The sequence below is a fragment of the Fructilactobacillus sp. X7R4C1 genome (assembly GCF_059901115.1).
Genome location: NZ_JBWXVD010000005.1, coordinates 46,256 through 61,532 on the forward strand (window position 1 = coordinate 46,256; position 15,277 = coordinate 61,532).

At 42.4% G+C, this 15,277-nt stretch carries 16 protein-coding genes and 1 tRNA gene; 4 read left to right on the forward strand and 13 right to left on the reverse strand.

The window, feature by feature from the left end; translation table 11 throughout:
- Complete coding sequence (locus AC6UC9_RS05830) at positions 1 to 1,239, reverse strand: arginine deiminase (protein ID WP_500696271.1); 1,239 nt, start codon at positions 1,237 to 1,239, stop codon at positions 1 to 3.
- A gap of 600 nt (positions 1,240 to 1,839) precedes the next feature.
- On the opposite strand from AC6UC9_RS05830, the gene AC6UC9_RS05835 reads away from it, so the two are divergent.
- Positions 1,840 to 2,070 carry a hypothetical protein gene (locus AC6UC9_RS05835; protein ID WP_500694182.1) on the forward strand — a complete coding sequence of 77 codons (231 nt, stop codon included), beginning with the start codon at positions 1,840 to 1,842 and terminating at the stop codon, positions 2,068 to 2,070.
- Between the two features lie 55 nt (positions 2,071 to 2,125).
- Here the strand turns inward: AC6UC9_RS05835 and AC6UC9_RS05840 are convergent, their stop codons facing one another.
- Complete coding sequence (locus tag AC6UC9_RS05840; RefSeq protein ID WP_500701419.1) at positions 2,126 to 2,710, reverse strand: NADPH-dependent FMN reductase; 585 nt, start codon at positions 2,708 to 2,710, stop codon at positions 2,126 to 2,128.
- A gap of 194 nt (positions 2,711 to 2,904) precedes the next feature.
- Between AC6UC9_RS05840 and AC6UC9_RS05845 the strand changes: the two genes are divergently transcribed.
- Positions 2,905 to 3,108: a hypothetical protein gene (locus AC6UC9_RS05845; protein ID WP_500694184.1), complete on the forward strand. Its 204-nt coding sequence runs from the start codon at positions 2,905 to 2,907 to the stop codon at positions 3,106 to 3,108.
- 78 nt (positions 3,109 to 3,186) lie between these two features.
- On the forward strand, positions 3,187 to 3,927 hold the full coding sequence (locus tag AC6UC9_RS05850) for a DsbA family oxidoreductase (RefSeq protein ID WP_500701420.1): 741 nt from the start codon (positions 3,187 to 3,189) through the stop codon (positions 3,925 to 3,927).
- A gap of 42 nt (positions 3,928 to 3,969) precedes the next feature.
- Here the strand turns inward: AC6UC9_RS05850 and AC6UC9_RS05855 are convergent, their stop codons facing one another.
- The 8 genes from AC6UC9_RS05855 to yycF form a co-directional block, all read right to left on the reverse strand.
- Positions 3,970 to 4,587 carry a YczE/YyaS/YitT family protein gene (locus AC6UC9_RS05855; RefSeq protein ID WP_500694186.1) on the reverse strand — a complete coding sequence of 206 codons (618 nt, stop codon included), beginning with the start codon at positions 4,585 to 4,587 and terminating at the stop codon, positions 3,970 to 3,972.
- Positions 4,588 to 4,680: 93 nt separating this feature from the next.
- Entirely contained in the window at positions 4,681 to 5,160 is a 480-nt protein-coding gene (gene rlmH, locus AC6UC9_RS05860; RefSeq protein ID WP_500701421.1) for a 23S rRNA (pseudouridine(1915)-N(3))-methyltransferase RlmH, read from the reverse strand.
- A gap of 586 nt (positions 5,161 to 5,746) precedes the next feature.
- On the reverse strand, positions 5,747 to 7,006 hold the full coding sequence (locus tag AC6UC9_RS05865; RefSeq protein WP_500701422.1) for a S1C family serine protease: 1,260 nt from the start codon (positions 7,004 to 7,006) through the stop codon (positions 5,747 to 5,749).
- A gap of 59 nt (positions 7,007 to 7,065) precedes the next feature.
- Positions 7,066 to 7,854, reverse strand: a complete 789-nt coding sequence (locus AC6UC9_RS05870) for an MBL fold metallo-hydrolase (RefSeq protein WP_500701423.1) — start codon at positions 7,852 to 7,854, stop codon at positions 7,066 to 7,068.
- 30 nt (positions 7,855 to 7,884) lie between these two features.
- On the reverse strand, positions 7,885 to 8,730 hold the full coding sequence (locus AC6UC9_RS05875) for a two-component system regulatory protein YycI (protein WP_500701424.1): 846 nt from the start codon (positions 8,728 to 8,730) through the stop codon (positions 7,885 to 7,887).
- On the reverse strand, positions 8,730 to 10,040 hold the full coding sequence (locus tag AC6UC9_RS05880) for a YycH family regulatory protein (RefSeq protein WP_500701425.1): 1,311 nt from the start codon (positions 10,038 to 10,040) through the stop codon (positions 8,730 to 8,732). Before AC6UC9_RS05880 ends, AC6UC9_RS05875 begins: the two co-directional genes overlap by 1 nt.
- Positions 10,024 to 11,883: a cell wall metabolism sensor histidine kinase WalK gene (walK, locus tag AC6UC9_RS05885; protein WP_500694192.1), complete on the reverse strand. Its 1,860-nt coding sequence runs from the start codon at positions 11,881 to 11,883 to the stop codon at positions 10,024 to 10,026. The genes AC6UC9_RS05880 and walK overlap by 17 nt, the downstream gene beginning before the upstream one ends.
- Positions 11,884 to 11,915: 32 nt before the next feature.
- Complete coding sequence (yycF, locus tag AC6UC9_RS05890) at positions 11,916 to 12,629, reverse strand: response regulator YycF (RefSeq protein WP_500701426.1); 714 nt, start codon at positions 12,627 to 12,629, stop codon at positions 11,916 to 11,918.
- Between the two features lie 252 nt (positions 12,630 to 12,881).
- Here yycF and AC6UC9_RS05895 point away from each other — a divergent pair.
- Positions 12,882 to 12,954 (forward strand) — tRNA-Lys (locus AC6UC9_RS05895).
- A gap of 104 nt (positions 12,955 to 13,058) precedes the next feature.
- Here AC6UC9_RS05895 and AC6UC9_RS05900 read toward each other — a convergent pair.
- From AC6UC9_RS05900 to AC6UC9_RS05910, 3 genes are all read right to left on the reverse strand, one after another.
- Positions 13,059 to 13,226: a hypothetical protein gene (locus AC6UC9_RS05900; RefSeq protein WP_500694193.1), complete on the reverse strand. Its 168-nt coding sequence runs from the start codon at positions 13,224 to 13,226 to the stop codon at positions 13,059 to 13,061.
- 67 nt (positions 13,227 to 13,293) lie between these two features.
- A complete protein-coding gene (locus AC6UC9_RS05905; RefSeq protein WP_500701427.1) occupies positions 13,294 to 13,905 on the reverse strand; it encodes a hypothetical protein in 612 nt (203 codons plus the stop codon).
- Between the two features lie 14 nt (positions 13,906 to 13,919).
- Positions 13,920 to 15,248 (reverse strand): MFS transporter, encoded by a 1,329-nt coding sequence (locus tag AC6UC9_RS05910; RefSeq protein WP_500701428.1) that lies wholly within the window; start codon positions 15,246 to 15,248, stop codon positions 13,920 to 13,922.
- Positions 15,249 to 15,277 lie beyond the last annotated feature (29 nt).

The window sequence follows — 15,277 nt, forward strand, 5'->3', positions numbered from 1 at the left end:
CTAATTATTTTTATCAAGTGGTTCACGAATGATTGGTTGTGACATACAACGAGCTCCACCACGGCCACGCGATAGTTCTGAAGACAAAATCTCGTAAACGGTAATGCCGTGTTTCCGCATCACATCAATCGTGACCGTGTTGCGATCGTATGTGACCACTTCCCCGGGGGCAATTGCCAAGTTGTTTGACCCATCGTTCCACTGTTCACGTGGAGCGGCAACTGGATCACCATCGCCGGTCTCCATCATGTCAATCTCAGATAATCCAAGAACTTCCTTGAGTGTATCCGGCAGACTTTCACGATGTTCCATGTTGATGGTATTGTTTTTTCCGGGATGAAGGATGTTAATATTCATCTTACCACCGTTCATGATCCCTGGATATACGGTAAATTGGTCGTAGTTGACCATGGTGAAGACCGTATCTAGATGCATCATGGCATGGTTATGCGGAATTTGGACCGCCACGATCGTGTCAAAATGTGACTTCGGGTCCTCAAAAAGTTTATGAGCCAGTTTTTCAATCGAACGAGTTGAGGTTCGTTGCGAGCAACCAATTGCCATGACGTGATCGTTTAAAACGAGTTCGTCACCACCCTCAATCCGAGCATCATTATAGCGGTCCAGCCAAACGTCAACTTTTCCGGCAAACCGTGGATGATACTTCATCACGTACTCCGTGATGAGTGACTCCGGACGCCGCGCCTCAAAAGTCATGTGGTTAATCGTTAAACCAGATCCCATCGAAGCTTGCGGATCCCTTGTAAAGTACGCATTTGGTAGTGGATCCAGTAGGAAGGGATCAAAAGCGTTCGTCCCGGCCACGTCGTGCAAACTTGGGTGAGTAAAATGAATTTTATCTCGTCTTAGGCCGGCATAAATCGTACTGACCAAGTCGTGAATCGAGAGACTCTCAAAGTAGCGCTTGATGTCCTCTGCCGAACTACCCGTGTAGTAGTGTTCATTTAGGTAAGTTGACTCAAAATCATCCCTTACGTCATCCTTTTTTAAGATGTCTTCCAACAAATCCTCGATATACACAACCTCCACTCCATGATCACGGAGTAGATTGGTGAAATAATCGTGCTCTTTGTCAGCGATTTTTTGATACGGGATGTCATCAAACAACATCTGCTTCATGGTATCTGGAATGACATTTTCAATCTCTTTTCCAGGCCTGTGCATTAAGACAGACTTCAGCTGCCCAATTTCAGAGTTCACTTCAATTGCAGATTTCATAATAATCCTCCTTAAGAATTGTTATTCATGCTTATGGTTAAACGATTTAACCACCCATATCGTACGGGGTTTCGCAATTTATAACAAGCATTTTAACCGACTAGAAAAAGTTTCCTAGTCGTACGTCAATAATGATAACTGTTTCACAAATTTTGTCAAATCGTTCAAAGGTTGATAATTTGTAAAAGTGGATATGTGTTGATACACTGGGAAAGTTAAACGTTTTTGCCAAATTTTAACTAACTTTTTAATAGTTACATGTTTAACAATCGTCGCATCAGAAAAATCCTCGAACGTAATATAACTTGGCTCTTAATTAATTAACTTTGTTGAATGTACTGATTAATGATAATCCATTATTAGTTGATACTTAGCCCCTTTAAATCAGCCTTAATCGCCAGTACTTGTCAACCATCTAAAATAATTAAAAATAATCTCGCTTTTGTTTTAACGCAATGGTATAATTAGTTCGGTAATGAGAAGTACCAATCAATCTCTTTTGCCATTTTAAAAACATACCTGTGCACCAAATCTATTGAGAGACCTCCACGTCTACTCGGATTTGGTGTTTTTAGTAAAACAGAAAGGGGGTTACCTGAATTGACAGTCTTTAAGGAACTACTTGAACTAGTGATTTTGGTGTTACTGATGGTCTTAACCTTTTTTCATCCCAATCCATGGGTGGGAATTGGCCTAAACGTCCTTTTAATCTTAATCTTGTGGCTCTTCCCCGAGGGAAGTAATAAGATTAACAAACTCTTCAAGTACATAATCACAGCGGTCTTCTTGATCTCGATTATCCTGATCGTCCTGCAGATGATTTTTCAATAAAAAAAAGGAGCACTTCATTTTTTGAAGTGCTCCTTTTGCGTATTTATTTATAGTCCTAATTACCTAAAAGCTTGGTGTAAGAAGCAATGTCACTTACGGCAGCCTTTAACTGTTTGGAATAGTATTCTTCTGATGGCGCATTACTTACAAAATTGCCATCCTTTTCAAAGTTGTCGTCAATGTGACCAATCATGGTCATGTGTGGCAACATTACCATTCCCAACATGGATAAAGTGGGAAGAATGCCTAAAGCCGAAGCTTGACCAGACAAGGCACTGCTAGAATACGAAACAATTCGGGCAGGCTTGTCAGCCGTTTCAAAGCCAATATAATCAAGGGCGTTCTTAAACGCACCAGAAAGACCGTTGTCATAGACTGGTTCGATAAATAGATAACCGTCACCAGCCTTGATGTTATCAATCCACTTCTTGGGTGCCCCCGTTAATTTCCGGTCAGGATCACCCATTGGTGGTAGTGGCTCATTGAAGATTGGTAAGTCTAAATCACCAATATCAATAAAGTTCAACTTGACCTCGTTGTCAGACTCAAGTTCTTCTGCGTTCTTCTTTAAAAAGTTAAAAATTCCGGCACCACTAGAATTGGATCGGGCACTACCTAAAATTACGTCAACTGTTTTCATTTAATCTCTCTCCCTTTACTCACAAAAAGTAAGTTAATATGTACTTTAATTCTATTTAATTTCCGAAATAAAAGCAAGCAAAAGGTCCCCTTCGTAGTTGGCCTATCACAATTCTTTATAAATTAGTTAACTTTCATTACAATCAAAACCCACTATACTATAATAAGGTGAGAAGTAGATGAGGGGGAAGTAACATGAAGAATTGGCTTAATAAGATTCTCAAATCAGTCCATGGCGATTCTGACAAGAAGTCATCGGATCATGCCGAGAATAAAAATCAAAACACTCCAAATGAAGCAAAAAACAGTGATAGTAAGCAAACCACTGAACAAAACCAAGATCCAAAGCAAATCAAAAACGATAAATTACTTGGAACAAGCAACGCCATTGATAAGTGATTCTTAAGCAAGATGATTGTGATTGATTCAGCTGAACACTATACTTTAGTTAGTAGATAATTTGTAGGAGGTACTAAAATGACGAAAAAAATGGAAGTCCAAGTTTGGTCCGATATTGCATGTCCGTTCTGTTACATCGGACGAGCCCACTTCAAGTCCGCACTAAGTGATTTTGACCATAAGGACGACGTTGAGGTTCATTACAATAGTTTTGAACTTGATCCCAACGCATCTGGTGAACCAGAAACCATGGCTGACCATATGAGTAAGGAAAAGGGAATGTCAAAGGAAAAAGTTTCTGAGTTTCTATCAACCATCACCGAACTGGCAAACGAAGCTGGTTTAAAGATGGATACCGGAAAGATTAAAGTAGTGAACACCTTAAAAGCTCACCGTTTACTTCACTTTGCGGGAACCAAGGGCAAAGAATCCGAACTGATGGATAAGTTGTTTGAAGCTTACTTTGCCGACGGTTTAAACGTTGACGACAACTCCGTTTTAGTTGACCTCGCCATGAGTGTTGGTCTAAATCAGGACGAAGTCAAATCTGTCATAGACAGTGATAAATTCAAGGACGACGTCAGAGCTGACGAAGCCGCCGCTCAACAAGTTGGAATTAACGGGGTTCCGTTTTACATCTTTAACAAGAAGTACGCCGTTTCTGGTGCTCAACCGGTGAAGGTCTTCAAGTCCGCTTTAGACAAGGCTTGGGCTAGCTTTCAACCAATTGAAATGGTTGGTGGCGATGACAACCAACAAAAAGGTGCTAACTGCGAAGGCGGCAGTTGCAGTATTGACCCAAATGATAATAAAAATTAATTAAACTAAACGGTCCGTTGGAATAATCCAGCGGACCGTTTTTTATTTAATCAGATGGAGGTGTCTTCCCCAGAGTTCCACAAAAGGACCCGAACACAACGAGATGATGACCGTCATAATTCCAATTGGACCAGAGACGAAGAACGCCAAAAACATGAAAAGAACATCCTGAATCACCCGCACTGACCAGTACGGCATGTGCAGTCTTTGAGAGAAAATGGGAGCAATCGCGTCATACGAGGACACCCCGAACTTGGCCGACATGTAAACGGCAATTCCGACCGTGAATATCAGGAATCCAAGGACAGCGAACAACAATTTCAACCAGAAGTTATCGAACACCAAGTAGGCACCGAACCAGAGCGTGAAATACTGAACCCCGTAACCCACCAGCATGTTAATCAAAGTCCCAAAGCCAATCTGATGGTAATCCAAAATCAGCACGATGACTAACAGAATCATGTAGTCGATGAACTGGATGTTACCTAAGCCAAGCGGTAAATGGTGCGATAATCCGACACTTAATGCGGTAAAGGCGTCCATTCCGAGGTTTTCTTTCCGCATCAACGTCATTCCCAAAGCGATAATCGCCGTTCCAATAGCGGTAATTAGAACTTGAACCAGAAAACGCAGCACCCGATGCGAATTTAAAATTTTCATTATTACTGACATCCTTTCGGCGTGTACGTGTAGTTGAAGCAAATATCCATATTTTACAAATAAAATAATAAAAAAAGCTAATCAGCCTGTTTCCTATTTATGGTACGGACTGCCGCTATTAATCATGAAAGCCCGATAGATTTGTTCGGTCAACACTAAGCGCATCAGCTGGTGCGGTAGAGTAAAACGACCAAATGATAGTTCAAAGTTAGCCCGCTCCAACACCTTAGGAGCAAGTCCCAACGACCCACCAATCACAAAGGTAATGTCTGAGTGACCGTACGTTGCGAGATCCTTGATTTTTTTCGCAAAGGCTTCAGAGGTCAGTTCATCGCCTTGAATTGCCAAAGCAATCACATACTCGCGGTCTTTAATTTTAGCCAAAATTCGGGTTCCTTCTTGCTCCATCACCTCGTCCATTTCCGCTTGACTAAGGTTCTCAGGCGCCTTTTCGTCGGGAACCTGAACAATCTTAAACTTGCAAAAACGAGAAAGTCGTTTGACGTACTCATTAATTCCGTCTTTGAAGTATTTTTCCTTCAATTTTCCAACTACCACCAATTTAATGTTCATAAGTCGACTCCTTTAAACAGACTATCCACAAAGTTATCCACAGGTACCTTCACAAACTATCCCGTTTCTGGAGAATTTAAAGACCTGTTAATATTTCGATTTTGTCAACAACATTTTTATTTATCCACAGAAATAAACAAGACATATGTTCGTTAACGCAATTTTCGTTGTTGTGATATCAACGTTTATCGCGTTCTTTTTTTAATAAAATTTTGTTACATAAACTTATGCACACTGCCTGTGGATAACTTCTTGATGCTTTTCCACTATCATTTAAAGCCTAAATTACAGCTTTTGTGTTTTCACAATGAGTTTATCCCCAAAGTTATGCACAGACTTTTACCACTTGACATTTCCAACCACGTATTTTCTGATTATTAATTTTTTTTAAACCAATTTTGTTCGGAGTTTACCGTCAATCCCTCTATCACGGAATTCATAAGTATCGTTACAATCATCACAACTAAAATTCAGGCCTCAGACGGACAATTGCTTCAATTATCGCATTAAGCTATCCGAATGTCAGTTCACTCTTTTCAAACAAAAAATGTTCGCCGCATCTACTCTACGACGAACATTTTTTAAATTACTGCTGTTTTGCTTGCTGATCTAGCGTAATCTCAGCCGTTTTCATTTGCCCATTATGATAATAGGTAACGGAAATCTTGTCGCCAACGTTATGCTCATACAGGATGTCACGTAACTTACCCTGATTGGTAATGTCTTTTCCAGCCAACTTGGTAATCACGTCATTTTTCTTGAGACCCGCATTAGCGGCTGGTGAGCTACCCCTAACGTCCATTACTACAACTCCATTGGTAACGTTTGAAGGGAGCTTTAAAATCGATTTCTGTTGCTTAACCGAGATGTTAGCTAGGTCCACATACTTAATGCCTAGTTCGGGACGAATTACCTTTCCGTTCTTAATGAGCTGGTTGATAATCCGTACGACCTCGTTACTTGGAATGGCAAAACCCATCCCTTCAACACTGGTACCGGAACTATCTTTCGACAATTTCATGGAATTAATTCCCACTACTTGACCAGCGCTGTTTAGGAGTGGTCCTCCCGAGTTTCCGGGATTAATGGCGGCATCGGTCTGAATAACCGTTGCGTCACCGGCACTGGCGTTCTGTTGCCCATTCTCGGTGCTAGCCTGCGGAACTTCCCGCTTCTTTGCGGAAATGATTCCCTCAGTCAGAGACGAAGCGTACTCAGAACCAAGTGGCGATCCAATCGCAAGGGCGGTTTGACCCACCTTGATGTCGTCAGAATTACCGAAGTTAGCCACCTTATTGACACCATCGCCGTTAATCTTAAGAACGGCAAGGTCGGTTACGGCATCATGGCCAATTAGCTTAGCTTCCTTTTTCTGGCCGTTACTCAAGATGACTTCCAGGTTGGACGAACCAGACACCACGTGATTGTTGGTCACAATGTACGCTGAGCCGTTATCCTTATTGTAGACAACTCCAGAACCCTCACTAATCTGTTGCTGATCCTTTTGGTCTTGGCCACCATTGTCTCCGCCATTTCCTCCGAACACGCCACCAAACATACCCTGAAGTGGATCAGAGTCACTGGACTTGGTCTTCTCGGTGTTAATGACCGAAACAACGGTATCCTTGTTGTCCCTAAAGACTTTTTCCGCCTGATTAGAGGCATTTACCCTTACATTCTCAACTTTTGCGGTTCCGCCACGATTAGAACCCGCAGGGACGGATTGAGTTCCTAGAGACATTCCGCCGTTATACCACGAAATCCCACCATAGGCAATTCCACCGCCCAATAGACCGGCTACTAGTGCCACGATGGCGACTGTTAGTAGCGGATGTGTTCTCTTCATATTTACACCCCATTTAATATTATTCTATCAAATAGTTTTTAAAAAAGTATCAATTATTCTCAAAGAGTTATTAAATCGGATGGTTTTTCGACGTCGGTGTCAAACAAATTGAAGTCATGACCAACCCCAAAGTCCTCATTTTCCAGCATGGAAGCGACGGTAAGATGAGCCAAAGACTTCATGTTGTTATGATGACTGCGGTGTCCGATGAAGATGTTCTTGGTGTCACGTCCGATGATTTTCATCATGGCATCCGCGCCGTCTTCGTTTGACAAATGGCCCTCATCACTCATGATGCGCTGTTTGGTTGGCCACGAATAGTCGCCGTTTCTCAGCATTTCCACGTCATGATTACACTCTAAAACGTACGCGTTGGCGTCTCTTATGACCCCTTCAATGTGATCAGAGACGTAGCCCGTATCAGTCAACACCACAAAACTCTTATCGCCGTCGTGAAAATTGTAGAACTGGGCGTCGGCAGCATCATGGGACACACTGAAACTTTCAACGTCCAAGTCCCCAAACGACTTAGTGGTATCGGGATCAAAAATAAACTTTTGTTCCTCAGGAAATTTTCCGATCTTGTTACCCATCGCGTTCCAGGTCTTCTCGTTCGCGTAGACCTGCATGTCATACTTACGCGCCAAGATTCCCACTGATTTGGCATGATCGGTATGTTCGTGGGTCACAAATAACTTATCAACGTCGGTCAAACTCCGTCCAATCGAATTCATGAGGTTCTCAATCTTTTTGCCCGACAGTCCGGCATCAAGTAAGACCTTGTGCTGGTTCGTCTCAATATAAGTAACGTTGCCGCCACTTCCGCTCGACAATACACTGATTTTCATTGGATCTTCGCTCAACTTATTCCCAGCTTTCTAATTATCTTCTGTCCCACTTGTGATTTTATTTTTAAAGTTCTCCTGAACGTTTTCGGTCTTTAAGACCGACCCAGTGAAAGCGTTAATCCGCCTTATGGAAACGTCCTTGGAGTTGCGGGTCTGGATGGCAATGACCCACGTAGGGATGTAGACCCCATTATTATTAATGTTTAACAATTTAGTGTACGATCTTCTGGTCCAAAGCACCCTAGAGTTATTGGGAATCTCATTATACTGGTAGAGCCAGATCAGTGCTCGTTCTTCCGAAATGGTCTCAGAACTCTCGTGTAAAATCTTGATGTTATTAAGCGCCGTTTGCGTATAACTCTTAATATTCCCGTCGTCATCTAAATAGAAGATGATTCTGGCATTATTGTCCATCAAATTACTCGTCAAAGCCTTCTGAATGTAGACAATCTTACTTGAATTGGACTGGTTTTGGTCATACTCATAATCCTCACCGTTAATCACAAAACTCTTTCTTTTCATGAGTGGATCCAGTGTGTTCTGTGGGTTCCGATTATCAATGTCAATTGGCGTCCGCAACGTACTTACGACCGCTCCATTTTCAAAGCGCGCGTCCTGATTTCTCAAGTTACCCATCTCATTTGCGAGATTACCATCATTAGAAGCGGAAATGTAGTAACCGTTAGAGCGCTTATTTGAGAGCTTGCCAACGGAAATTTCATCCCTGCGCATTTCTTTGATAATGGTGGAGTTCGCACTGTTTTGACTCGTGTTCTCGGACTGCATGTTTTGGTTTTGAACAATCATTAGGACCAAGAAGACGTCCAAAATAATGAAAGCCAGCAAGAAGATCTCTTGAATTCGTTTAAAATTCATTAGAAGCTCTCCTTTCCGGTCCCATTGCCAATTAACTGGGAGTTAATCCAAGTGCCGTCGTAATTAACGAACCATGATGGCTGCAAGGTGATTAACTGCTTGTTGTTCTTTTCGGGAACAACTTGGTAACCAAGGGTGATGGATCTAACCTTTTTCATGTCAATTCCCTGAGCGGATAGTTGGTTTAAGATTGTTCCAGTACTTGGAAGGGTAGTACTTTCGGCGTTCGTTGGAATTGGGATTTGGAAACTTAAAAGTGAAAATTCATAACGATTGGCTCCACCATTTCCCATCTTAAACGAACACGTCCCCAGCCGCTTCTGATTAAAGACCGGATAACCCTCAACAAACGTTCGGTAGGTGACGGTGTTTTTGACCGGATTATAGCTGTCAAAACGAGCATTATCCAGTGGAATCCCTAGTTTATTAGCGTAACGATAAGCTGAATTTAAAACATCCTCATAGCTGTGGCCCCGCTTACTTTGCTGGTAGTCCTGATAAATAACGTTGTCCTCATTGTCAAAGTTTAACGACTGGTCCCGACTACTGTAAGTCGTACTCTTCTTTCGGTGCTTAACGCTGGTATCCGTCGTATTACCTAGTACCCGATTAATGTAAGCCGTCTGGGACTGTTCTACGAGTAAATACCCGTAATTACGCATCTTGACCTGGCTTGGGTAGAAGAGAAACGGGCGATCGTTTAACGTCCGCATCTGGACGTCCACACTTTGAACTTTCGTAGTAAGAATGTTCTGTAACTTGGCTAAATTCCGCTTTTTAGTGGTGACCTGGTACACGTGGTAGCCATCATCGCCTAGCAGGTAAAAGTGGGTACTATCATTTAGTGGGATGACCATGCGATCAACGTTGAAATCATTCTTTTTCACCTTATGATTAAAAATCTTACTTAACAAATTAACTGGAACTTCGCCACCATAATTCAACATCAGCGAATTTTCAGAGTTAAGGGTATCGATATACCGCTTTTGGTTATCCTTTGAGACCTCTTTGATTGACTTGACCTGATAGGTCTTAATGTTTTTGACGATTTCACCGGTCAAACTCGTGGTCTCACTTGTGAGCGACTTCTGTTTCCCACTCCTAGTGGTAGTAATAACCTCGGTGGGAGAATAGATATCATAACGATTCTTCGAAGAAACTTCGCTTTTAAGCGTAGCTGATTTATCCTGATGCATACGACTCCCAAAGCGAGCTGGATTAACCAGTAGCGCCACGATGAGCACCAAACTGACTAGTACGGCAATGCACAGTGAAACCGGTAAAATATAAGGTTTAAGCTTCTCCTTCATCCCAAAGATCCTCCTCGACTGGTTCGTTTGGTAGTGAAATATAGAACGTTGAACCCTTTCCTTCAATACTATCGACCCAAATATGTCCGCCAAAGGCTTCCACAATTTCCTTAGAGATTGCAAGCCCAAGTCCACTTCCACCTTGAGCCCGTGAACGAGCTTTATCGACTCGATAGAAACGATCGAAAATGTGTTTAATGGCTTTTCGTGGCATTCCTAATCCCTGATCAGAAATACTCATGATGATGCGGTTGTTCTGTTCGTACAGCCGACAGGTAATGACGCCACCGTCTGGTGAATATTTGATCGCATTATTCATAATATTATCAATGACCTGGGTAAAACGGTCGGTATCGATGTCAGCCCACAGATCCTGCTTAGTAAAGTCCCGTTTAATGGAATAATTCTTCTTTTTCGGATCGTCATCGGTCTTAATGATCATGTCAAAACGATCCAAGATGTAGTTAAAGAGCTTATTGATGTTAACTAGTTCCGTATCGTACTTCTGGGTTCCAGAATCCATCCGCGACAGTGTCAAAAGATCGTTGATCATTCGAATCATTCGGTCGGTCTCGTCCTGAGTGACCTTCAAAAATTTGGGTGCTAACTTTTTATCCTTCCAAGCGCCGTCCTGCAAGGCTTCAATGTAGGAATGCACACTGGTTAAGGGCGTTCGTAGTTCGTGTGAAACATTGGATACAAACTGCTTCCGATCGTCATCAATCTTTTGTTGCAAGGTGATGTCATGGAACACGCAAACAAGCCCATTAATAAAGCCGGATTCACGCTGAATCAACGAAAAATGAGCTGATAAAATCAGCTTATGGTCGTGATCAGAAAAGTCCAAGTTGACCTGTCCTGGGTCTTCAATCAAGTTTTTAAGGGTGAACCGGTCGCGTAAATGCAAAACATCTAGGATGGACTTACCGATGACCTGTTGCTTACTAACGCCTAGAAAACTAAGCGCCTCATCGTTGATGATGATGACGTTTCCGCGACGATCCGTGGCAACCACACCGTCGGTCATGTTATCTAAGACCGAATCCAGACGCCTTCGCTCTGACTCGGTTGACTCCTGAGACTCTTCCACCCGCACTGACAGGTTGTTGACGGCCTTCGCTAGTTGACCCAACTCGTCATTTCCGTAGACCTTAACGTGCCCCGAATAATTACCGCGAGCAATCTGTTCCGTCTGCTTCTTCATTGCGTCGATTGGCTTCGTAATGGCCCGAGAAATAATGAACGTTAGAAGCAAGCCCAAGATGATGGCGACGATCGCCGCAAACAGATAGATTAAGGTGATACTGTTGATGTTTTGATAAACCGGGTTCAGATTAGCCCGAACGTAGACGACCCCTTCCATGTTGTTTTCGTTGCCCTGACTATTAATCAAGGGTGTAATCATGGTGTAGTAACGGTTCCCATCACTGTAAGTGTTTTTCTCGATGGTTTTACCGTTATTTAAGGCATTCTTAATGTCATTGTCGGTGGTCTTTTGTCCCACTAACGACTGGTCGCTACTCTGATTGGTTCCACGGATGTTCCCCCTGGAATCCACCACCAGAATATCATCAGAATTGTTGGTATCAACGTCTTCAAGGATCGTCTGAATCTGCTTATTAGCCTTGGTTTGGTTCTTTTTGGCTAACTGCTTTTTAAGGGATGTATTAACGTAGGGCTTCAGTTGGATGGAATCCTTAAACGTATTCAAATTTTGGTACTCGAGTTGACGCACAAAAACGGCACCCACTACTTCCAAGGTAATGATCATCATTAAGGCGAAAACTAACGCAATCTTAAAATGAATGGACCTTAAAAAGTGCCAACGTCTTTTCTTCTTCATTACATGAATACCTCTAAACTAATCAATTTGGGTTATTCTTCTTTTTCGGAATCCCGCAGGTAATAACCAACCCCACGTCTGGTTACTAACCACTTGGGGTGACTTGAATCATCTTCAATTTTTTCTCGTAAACGACGTACGGTCACGTCGACGGTTCGAACGTCACCGAAGTAATCGTATCCCCAAACCGTCTGAAGCAAGTGCTCTCTGGTCATCACTTGACCAATGTGTTGGGCCAGATAATGAAGAAGTTCGAATTCTCGGTGGGTAAGATCAACACCCTTTCCGCGTTTAGTAACGGAGTAAGAGTCAGGATGAATCACCAGGTCACCGATTTCGATATCGTGATTATCGTCTTTTCCTTCCCCAGCTGAGCCAGTGATATTCTGCCGTCTCAAGTTGGCCTTGACCCGTGCCACTAATTCACGGTTGGAAAATGGCTTAGTAACGTAATCATCGGCACCGAGCTCTAGACCCAATACCTTGTCGAGTTCAGAATCCTTGGCAGTCACCATGATAATTGGCATGTTGTGGGTCTTTCGAACTTCCTTGGCAACTTCTAAGCCATCGACCTTTGGTAACATGAGGTCAAGAATAATGAGATCGGGTGTATTACTATCAACCTTATCAAGGGCCTCTTGCCCATCGTGTGCGACGTCAACTTCAAATCCTTCTTTGGTTAAACTAAATTTTTCAATGTCTGTAATTGGTTTTTCATCATCGACAACTAGAATTTTTTTCTTCATAATATTATTTGTCTCCTTTGGACTACTGGTAGTCCCTATATCAATCAAGTTTGGGATCAAGGCTTATTTTACGCTCAATCCTAGTTAAATTGTAACACATCAAATTACTCGCTTCACGTTATTCAACAACTGTTGTTAATTAATAACAGCTCTTTTCAGTATTTCTTCCGTATCTGCAATTTCGCCTTTTTTGTAAATTAGTGTTGCATGGGGTTTTTCGGTATGCTATTATAATAAATGTACTTTTGATTTGGGCAGTTAGCTCAGCTGGCAGAGCAACGGACTCTTAATCCGTGGGTCCAGGGTTCGATCCCCTGACTGCCCATCACATATCATGATCATGGTTAACGCCATGATCTTTTTTTATATCATTAATTTCACTAAAAAAGGAAAGACCATCTTCGTTAATTGCGAAGGATCCTTCCTTTTTTATTTTTTAATTGCTAAAATCTCGGTTAAAATTGCTAAAGCAGCACAAAAGCCGGCCATCGCCAGACCAATCCAAATCAAGCTTTGATCCTCAATAAACGGAACGAGGATCAAAAACATTGCCGCCAAAAAGGCCAAGATTAACGATAGGACATGTTGCTTCTTCACGCTTAACACCTCTAATCCTTGAACACCATGGGATTACATCAATTGTTTCACGTGGAACAATTATCATTTAAAACAGTGAAACCTGTTGATAGGCAACTTCATCTAATTCTTTCAACTGATTAATCACAACTTGGACACCTTTGGTGGTAAAAGCCGCGTTTACGTATAGTTTATCCGCTCCACATGGTTGAGGCAAGTTAAAATGACCAATTTTTGGTACCATTAACTGCTTTTTCACACTCAGGTCACTGGGGCTATTATTTCCCTTGAGCCATTTGATGGTGTAGTGATGGGTTCTTAAGAACTGGTAAAACTCACGTTTCGTCATTTCCATCCCACTTACGTGTAACTCACCGTAAACGTCATCAATCGATTTAGTAATCTGATTCTGCTTTAAACTATTTCCGTAACGCAACACGATTGGTTTTACCTGCTGCTGAATCCAGCGCATTAGTCGGTCAGCACGTGGATAATTACTAAGGGAAGCAAGACGACACGTTCCCGCCACGGTTAATCGGTTAACTCCATTTTCATCAGTCACTAGTTCACTGTCTGAAAGTGAAACCATTTTAGGCTTCAATAAATTAATTACATCTAAGTAGTCAAAATAGACGTTCGCCCCATCGAAATAAACGGTCAATGGATGACCCCGAAAACCACCTACATCAATTACCTGCACGTTCTCACCTCCAACTAGTCCTTAATGTCGTTTAAGATCCATACTGAGATTGCCGCCAAAACCATGGTAACCGCCGCAATCGCAAAGATGTTAGCAATGGATCCAATTGCCATCACAACTAGTGGACTAGCAAGTGAAGCCACAATTTGAGGAATACAAATTTGAACGTTAAACAGTCCCATGTACACACCAATGTACTTTCCTGGAATCTCACGGGTTACAAAAGTCAACGGGTAGACCGAAACGCCAGCCCATCCAATGCCAATCAAAATAAACGCAAGCACCTGCAAGAAAACGGTGTGGGAGAATGCTGACATCAAAAAGCCGGCTCCGCCAATTACCAAACTAATTGAAAAGAGCAACTTGTACTTTCGTTGGGGGATTCTTGATAGTAAAAGTGAAAAAATAACAGCTGATAAAGCATAAACGGCCGATAAAATTCCAAATAAATTACCACCGGACTGATAACCACTGCTCATCGGATTGGTTGTGTTGAAAACGTTTTTGGCAATGATACTCGTCCCGTACATCCACATGTAGGCAAAGCCAATGTAGGCAAAAAGTTGGATGATGGATACCACCCAGAAAACGCGTGGGGCATCTTTTAAAAGCATCCACGTACTCTTTTTGGCCCGTTCGCCATTCTGCTCCAGTCCATGATAGTCATTAAACTGTTTAGGGGGATACTCATCAACCTTCATGACGGTAATAAACGTACAGAAGATTAAAACGACCACCGCAACGTAGAACGAAAAAATGACTGAATTAGGAATCATCCCTTTACTAGCGGTGTTACTGACCCCGAGCTCGGTGAAAACCCACGGCGATAAACACGCTAGCACACTCCCAATGTTTAAGAAAAAACTCTGAATTGAGTAAGCAAACCCACTCTGGCGTTGATTAACCATGTCACCAATCAACATCTTGTAGGGTTGCACACACATATTGAACGCAATCATCAAAACCAACGTGATGACTGCGGCCAGTGAGATCGTAATGATGCTCGGCCAGCCAAAATCACCAACGTTTGGTAAAAGAAACAGGGTAATGGCGGAAGCAACGGTCCCAATAATGAGGTAGGGAATTCTTCTCCCCCATTTTGGCACCCAGGTTCGATCGGACCACGCTCCCACTAACGGTTGGACAAATAATCCCGCAATTGGGGGAATAATAAACAGAAGCCCTAAAAGACTCGGAGAAGTCCCGAGGGTCTGAAAAATTCTTCCCAGTTGCGAATTCATTAAGCCAAACGCCATTTGGACTCCAAGAATTCCAAAGGATAGAAACCAGATTGCGGCCGTGGTAAGTTTTGGCAACCCTTGTGTCTTTTCATTGTTATTCATTGAAAATCCTCTCAATCATTCTTAATTTT